The 5,947-nt window shown below is 72.7% G+C and carries 7 protein-coding genes; 4 read left to right on the forward strand and 3 right to left on the reverse strand.

Annotated elements, in window-relative coordinates:
* The 3 genes from DW297_RS15250 to DW297_RS15260 all read left to right on the forward strand — a co-directional run.
* The coding region (locus tag DW297_RS15250; RefSeq protein WP_205828312.1) for an ATP-NAD kinase family protein at nucleotides 1-458 on the forward strand (458 nt) is incomplete at its 5' end.
* Between the two features lie 18 nt (nucleotides 459-476).
* Nucleotides 477-1,235 carry an SDR family NAD(P)-dependent oxidoreductase gene (locus DW297_RS15255; RefSeq protein ID WP_136033934.1) on the forward strand — a complete coding sequence of 253 codons (759 nt, stop codon included), beginning with the start codon at nucleotides 477-479 and terminating at the stop codon, nucleotides 1,233-1,235.
* A gap of 62 nt (nucleotides 1,236-1,297) precedes the next feature.
* The gene (locus DW297_RS15260; RefSeq protein WP_136033936.1) at nucleotides 1,298-2,815 is read left to right on the forward strand and encodes an SDR family NAD(P)-dependent oxidoreductase; all 1,518 of its coding nucleotides are present in this window, start codon (nucleotides 1,298-1,300) and stop codon (nucleotides 2,813-2,815) included.
* A 13-nt stretch (nucleotides 2,816-2,828) separates the two neighbouring features.
* Here the strand turns inward: DW297_RS15260 and DW297_RS15265 are convergent, their stop codons facing one another.
* The 3 genes from DW297_RS15265 to DW297_RS15275 are packed head-to-tail and all read right to left on the reverse strand — an operon-like array spanning nucleotide 2,829 to nucleotide 5,048.
* Nucleotides 2,829-3,248, reverse strand: coding sequence for a hypothetical protein (locus DW297_RS15265; protein ID WP_136033938.1), 420 nt, complete (start codon nucleotides 3,246-3,248; stop codon nucleotides 2,829-2,831).
* A gap of 53 nt (nucleotides 3,249-3,301) precedes the next feature.
* Nucleotides 3,302-4,366 (reverse strand): sensor histidine kinase, encoded by a 1,065-nt coding sequence (locus DW297_RS15270; RefSeq protein ID WP_136033940.1) that lies wholly within the window; start codon nucleotides 4,364-4,366, stop codon nucleotides 3,302-3,304.
* A 10-nt stretch (nucleotides 4,367-4,376) separates the two neighbouring features.
* Entirely contained in the window at nucleotides 4,377-5,048 is a 672-nt protein-coding gene (locus DW297_RS15275) for a response regulator transcription factor (RefSeq protein ID WP_136033943.1), read from the reverse strand.
* Between the two features lie 87 nt (nucleotides 5,049-5,135).
* Here DW297_RS15275 and DW297_RS15280 point away from each other — a divergent pair, with 87 nt between their 5' ends.
* Complete coding sequence (locus DW297_RS15280) at nucleotides 5,136-5,801, forward strand: M15 family metallopeptidase (RefSeq protein WP_136033945.1); 666 nt, start codon at nucleotides 5,136-5,138, stop codon at nucleotides 5,799-5,801.
* The last annotated feature ends 146 nt before the right edge of the window (nucleotides 5,802-5,947 follow it).

Genomic DNA, 5,947 nt, shown 5'->3' on the forward strand with positions numbered 1-5,947 from the left:
CGGTCGCCCGGATGCAGCCCGGCGTGCGCTACCTGCTCGGCCCCGGCGGCACCACGGCCGAGATCGCGCGGCAGCTCGGCCTCGACGGCACGCCCCTCGGGGTCGACGTCGTGCTCGACGGGCGGCTCCTCGTCCGCGGCGCGAGCGAACGGCAGCTGCGGGACGAACTCGCGCTCGGCGCCGCGCAGGCCGTGGTGACCGTGATCGGCGGACAAGGGTTCCTGCTCGGCCGAGGCAACCAGCAGCTCTCCGCGGCCGTGCTCCGTGCGCTCGGCGACGACCCCCTGCTGGTCGTCGCGCCCGAGCAGAAGCTCGTCGACCTGCACGGCCGGCCCCTGCTCGTCGACACGGGCGATCCCGTGCTCGACGCCCGGCTCGCCGGGCACATCCGCGTCGTCACCGGCGTCGGCACGAGCAGTCTCTACCCTGTGACCGCACCCGAACTCTCCCCCGTCTGACCCCCGAAAGGACCCCCCATGCGACTCCAGAACAAGAAGGCCATCGTCACCGGCGGCGCGGGCGGCATCGGCCGTGCCACCTGCCTCGCGCTCGCGGCGGAGGGGGCCGCCGTCGCCGTGGTCGACCTGAACGCCGAGGCGGCCGAGGCCGTGGCCGCCGAGATCCGCGATGCCGGTGGCACGGCGGTCGCGGTCGCCGCCGACGTGTCCCGCGAGCCCGACATCGAGCGGGTCGTCGCGACCGCCGTGCAGGAGTTCGGCGGGGTCGACGTGGTGTTCAACAACGCCGGCATCATCCGCCGCCAGACCGCGGTCGAGATCGAGGTCGACGAGTGGGACCTTGTGTTCGGCGTGAACGTGCGCGCCATCTTCCTCATGTGCAAGCACGTCGTGCCGATCATGGAGGCCGCGGGCGGTGGCTCGATCGTCAACACCGGTTCGGGCTGGGGTCTGAAGGGCGGCGGCCGCGCCCTGTCGTACTGCGCGTCCAAGGGCGCCGTGGTGAACATGACCCGTGCGCTCGCGATCGACCACGGGCCCGCCGGCATCCGCGTGAACTCGGTCAACCCGGGCGACGTGAACACGGGCATGCTGCGGGACGAGGCGCGCCAGCTCGCGCAGGACGCGGACTCCTTCCTGGCCGAGGCCGCCGACCGCCCGCTGCGCCGCATGGGCGAGCCCGAGGAGGTCGCGCAGGCCGTGGTGTGGCTCGCGAGCGACGACTCCTCCTACGTCACGGGCGCAGCCCTCGTGGTCGACGGCGGCGGCATCGCCTGAGCGCCGGGAGGGCGTCGGAGGCGCGGGGTCGGCACCCAGGCGACTCGCGTAAAATCGGCACAATGACCGATGCCCCCGACGCCACCCCCGACCTGGGCCCCGGCATCGACCCCGACGACCTCGCCACGACGCTGCGGGTGCTCCGCGAGCTGCACACGATCGACAACGAGCACCCCGACTTCATCGCCGTGCGCCAGGCGACCGCCGCGATGTTCAAAGACGTCAAGCGCGTGCGCCGCAAGCAGATCCGCGATGCGATCGCCGAGGCCGACAAGGCCGTGGTCGCCCGCACCGCCACGGGTGCTCCCGACCGCATCGACGACGAGACCCGCGGCAACGACCTCGCGTCGAGCGTGGTCGACGCCCCGATCGCGGGGGAGCTGCTCAAGCCGCGCAACTGCTACATCTGCAAGCAGCCGTACACGCTCGTCGACGCGTTCTACCACCAGCTGTGCCCGGACTGCGCGCGCTTCAGCCACGGCAAGCGCAACGCCCGCACCGACCTCACCGGCAAGCGCGCCCTGCTCACGGGCGGTCGCGCCAAGATCGGCATGCACATCGCGCTGCGGCTGCTGCGCGACGGGGCGCACACGACCATCACGACCCGGTTCCCGCGCGATGCCGTGCGCCGCTTCTCGGCCCTGCCCGACGCTAGCGACTGGCTGCACCGCCTGCGCGTGGTCGGCATCGACCTGCGCGACCCCGCCCAGGTGATCGGGCTCGCCGACTCGGTCGCCGCTCAGGGCCCGCTCGACATCCTCATCAACAACGCCGCGCAGACCGTGCGCCGCTCACCGGGCGCGTACTCGCTGCTCGCCGACGCGGAGCTGCAGCCCCTGCCCGACGGGCCGCTGCCGGAGATGGAGACCTTCGGCCACACCGCCGATCCGCATCCGCAGGCGCTGCAGGCATCGGTGGATGCGCACCCGCTGCTGTCGGTCGCGGCGCTCGGCGGCACGGTCGCGGAGCAGGGCGGGCAGGCGCTCACGGCCGAAGACCTCGCCCGGCTCGCGATGGCCCCCGGCTCGTCGTCGCTGGAGAAGCACGCGGACGGCACGGCGATCGACGCGGGCGGGCTCGTGCCCGACGTGAACCGCGTCAACAGCTGGGTGCAGTCGGTCGACCAGGTGGATCCGCTGGAGATGCTGGAGGTGCAGCTCGCCAACACGACGGCGCCGTTCCTGCTGATCAGCCGTCTGCGCGCTTCGATGGCCGCGTCGTCCGCGCACCGGAAGTACGTGGTGAACGTGTCGGCGATGGAGGGGCAGTTCTCCCGCCGCTACAAGGGACCGGGCCATCCGCACACGAACATGGCGAAGGCCGCGCTGAACATGCTCACCCGCACCAGCGCGGGGGAGATGCTCGAGAAGGACGGCATCCTCATGACCGCCGTCGACACCGGCTGGATCACCGACGAGCGTCCGCATTACACGAAGGTCCGGCTGGCCGAAGAGGGCTTCCACGCGCCGCTCGACCTGGTCGACGGCGCCGCCCGCGTGTACGACCCGATCGTGCGCGGCGAGGCGGGCGAGGACATCCACGGCGTCTTCCTGAAGGACTACGAGCCCAGCCCCTGGTGACCCTCCGGACGGCTCAGGCCCAGATGTCGGAGAGGGCGACGGGGGCGCTCGAGACCGGGCCGTACCCGGTGACGCTGGCGACCGCGCGGAGCTGCGTGTACGCGCCGATCACGGACCGCGGGAGCGTGCTGGCGTAGTAGCCCGACGAGTTCGTCGACTGTCCCGTGTAGATCGTTTCCCAGGCGGAGGCTCCGTCGCCCTGGAAGTCGAACGTCTGCGTCAGATCGGCGGTGCCGGGGCGGGAGAGGGTGACCGTGCCCCAGGCGTAGTTCGCGTCGAGGGCGAAGGCGCTGAGCGTCAGCTCCGGGGTGCCGAGCGAGGCGGCTGCGGCGGGAGCAGCGGCAGAGAACGCGATGACCGGTGCGATCCACGCCGCGTGGACGATCGTGCGGCGGGAGAGAGCACCGCGTTCGCGCGGCTTTTCGGGCATCATGGCGAAACACTATCGTGCAGACGCGGTGCAGCGAGATCGCCGCGGCCCGGCGGTCAGCGCGGGTACGGGAGGGGGAACCACACCGTCACGACGAGGCCGCCCTCCGCGCGCGGCGTCAGCACCAGGGTGCCGCCGTGCGTCTCGGTGATGCGCTGCACGATCGCCAGCCCGAGCCCCGCACCGGCGTGGTCGTCGCGCGTGCGCTCGGACCCGCGCTGGAACGGCTCCACCAGCGTCGCGATCCGGTGCTCCGACAGGCGCTCGCCCGTGTTCTCCACGACGAGCGCGACGGCCTGCGGCATCATGTGCGTGCGCACGGCCACCGCCCCGCCGCTGGGCAGGTTGTGCACGATCGCGTTGAGCACCAGGTTCGTGACGAGCTGGGGCAGCAGGGCGGACGACCCGAGCATCGGCGCGGCGGCCCCACCCACCTCGACCGCGACCCCGCGGCGGTCGGCCAGGGGCAGCAGCGCCTCCACCGCCTCCTCGGCCAGCAGCGACAGGTCGACCAGCTGCCGCGGGAACGTGCGCTGCTCCGCACGGCTGAGCAGCAGCAGCGCCTCGGTCAGCGCGATCGCGCGCGTGTTCACCTCGCGCAGGCGGGCGATCAGCTCCTCCGCGTCGCGGTCGGGGTCGTCGCGGGCGACCTCGAGCAGCGTCTGCGAGATCGCGAGGGGCGTGCGCAGTTCGTGCGAGGCGTTCGCCGCGAACCGCTGCTGCTCGGCCACGTGCGCCTCGAGCTGCTCGAGCATGCCGTCGAACACGTCGGCGAGGTCGCGGAACTCGTCGCGCGGCCCCTCCAGGCGCACCCGATGCGACAGCGACCCCTGGGCGGCGAGGCGGGCGGCGTCGCTGATGCGTTCGAGGGGCGCCAGCATGCGTCCGGCGAGCAGCCAGCCCCCGCCGAGCCCGATCGCGAGCAGGGCCACCATGACCGCGATCGCCACCGGCACGAACGCGCGGATGAGGTCGGAGCGGTTGGGCACGCGGATGTCGGCGATGATCTGCACGTCGGGGATGTACCGCAGCAGGTACAGCGCGACGGCCGCGAGCAGCAGCACCCCGGACACCACGACGATCCCGGCGTAGCTGAGGGTCAGCTTCAGCCGGGCGCTCATCCCCCGGCGCCTAGGCATCAGCGTCCGCCTCGATCCGGTACCCCACGCCGGGAACGGTGCGGATGATGCCGGGCTCGCCCAGACGCTTGCGCAGCGACGACACCGTGATGCGCACGGCGTTCGTGAACGGGTCCGCGTTCTCGTCCCACGCGCGCTCCAGCAGCTCCTCGGCGCTGACCACGCCGCCCTGTGCGTCGACGAGCACCTCGAGCACCGCGAACTGCTTGCGGGTGAGGGCCACGTACCGGTCGTCGCGGTACACCTCGCGGCGGAACGGGTCGAGCCGGAGGCCAGCGACCTCGAGCACGGGCGGCCGGGAGCGCTGGCGGCGGCGGTCGAGGGCCCGCAGGCGCAGCACCAGCTCCCGCAGCTCGAACGGCTTGGTGAGGTAGTCGTCCGCGCCGATCTCGAACCCGGTGGCCTTGTCGTCGAGCCGGTCGGCGGCGGTGAGCATGAGGATCGGGATGCCGCTGCCGGACGCGACGATCCACCGCGCGATGTCGTCGCCGGAGGGGCCGGGCACGTCGCGGTCGAGCACGGCGATGTCGTACGAGTTGATGCTCAACAGTTCCAGAGCGGTGTCGCCGTCGCCCGCGATGTCGGCCGCGATGGCCTCCAGGCGCAGCCCGTCGCGGACGGCCTCGGCGAGGTAGGGCTCGTCCTCGACGATCAGCACACGCATGGCTGTGATCCTACGCACCGCGGTATATCGCGAACGTATGCAAAAGCGCATACGTCCTCGCAACCGCGCGCTTCCTTCACTGGAACCATGAACACCCGCACGAACCCCCGACCACCGCGGTCGCGCCGCCGTCGTCTCGGTGCGGCGCTGCTGGCGCTGGCCCTCGTCGTCCTCGGCGCGCTCGCGGTGCAGCAGTCGCTGGCCGCCGCCTCCGCCGACGCCGGACGGACCGTCCCGTCTCCGGCGCCGACCCCGTTCCCCGATCTGTCTTCCGGCGGCGCGGGGACCGACCACGGCGATGCGGACGGCACGATCGCCGACGGTGACCAGCCGACCGTGTTCGACGTGGAGCGGCCGAGCGTCGGCAACCTCGACCCCGATCTGCTCGCCGCCCTGCAGCGGGCCGCGACCGACGCCGAGGTCGACGGCGTCGGGTTCCGCGTGAACAGCGGCTGGCGTTCGGCCGAGCTGCAGGAGCGGATGCTGCAGGACGCGATCGCCGAGTACGGCTCGGAGGCGGAGGCGCGCCGCTGGGTCGCCACGCCGCAGACCTCCGCGCACGTGTCCGGTGACGCGGTCGACCTGGGACCGCTGCCCGCACTCGATTGGCTGGCGCAGCGCGGCTGGCGCTACGGCCTGTGCCAGACCTATGCGAACGAGTCCTGGCATTACGAGCTGCGCCCCGACGCTGCGGCGGACGGCTGCCCGCAGATGTATGCCGATCCCACCGAAGACCCGAGGATGCGCTCGTGACCCGGGTGACGGCCCGGGGCCTGCGCGACTCCGCCGTCGCCCCTGCTTCCGCGCCCGCGTCTGTCGCGCCCGCGTCCGCGTCTGTCGCGTCCGCGTCTGTCGCGTCCGCGTCTGTCGCGCCCGCGTCTGTCGCGCCCGCGTCTGTC

Source organism: Microbacterium sp. PF5 (genome assembly GCF_004794315.1).
GTDB lineage: Bacteria > Actinomycetota > Actinomycetes > Actinomycetales > Microbacteriaceae > Microbacterium > Microbacterium sufflavum.

Excerpts from the sequence above, each read along its gene's own strand:
- DW297_RS15270 (WP_136033940.1), bottom strand. The coding sequence starts at position 4,366 with ATGAGCGCCCGGCTGAAGCTGACCCTCAGCTACGCCGGGATCGTCGTG.
- DW297_RS15255 (WP_136033934.1), top strand. The coding sequence starts at position 477 with ATGCGACTCCAGAACAAGAAGGCCATCGTCACCGGCGGCGCGGGCGGC.
- DW297_RS15260 (WP_136033936.1), top strand. The coding sequence starts at position 1,298 with ATGACCGATGCCCCCGACGCCACCCCCGACCTGGGCCCCGGCATCGAC.
- DW297_RS15280 (WP_136033945.1), top strand. The coding sequence starts at position 5,136 with ATGAACACCCGCACGAACCCCCGACCACCGCGGTCGCGCCGCCGTCGT.
- DW297_RS15265 (WP_136033938.1), bottom strand. The coding sequence starts at position 3,248 with ATGATGCCCGAAAAGCCGCGCGAACGCGGTGCTCTCTCCCGCCGCACG.
- DW297_RS15275 (WP_136033943.1), bottom strand. The coding sequence starts at position 5,048 with ATGCGTGTGCTGATCGTCGAGGACGAGCCCTACCTCGCCGAGGCCGTC.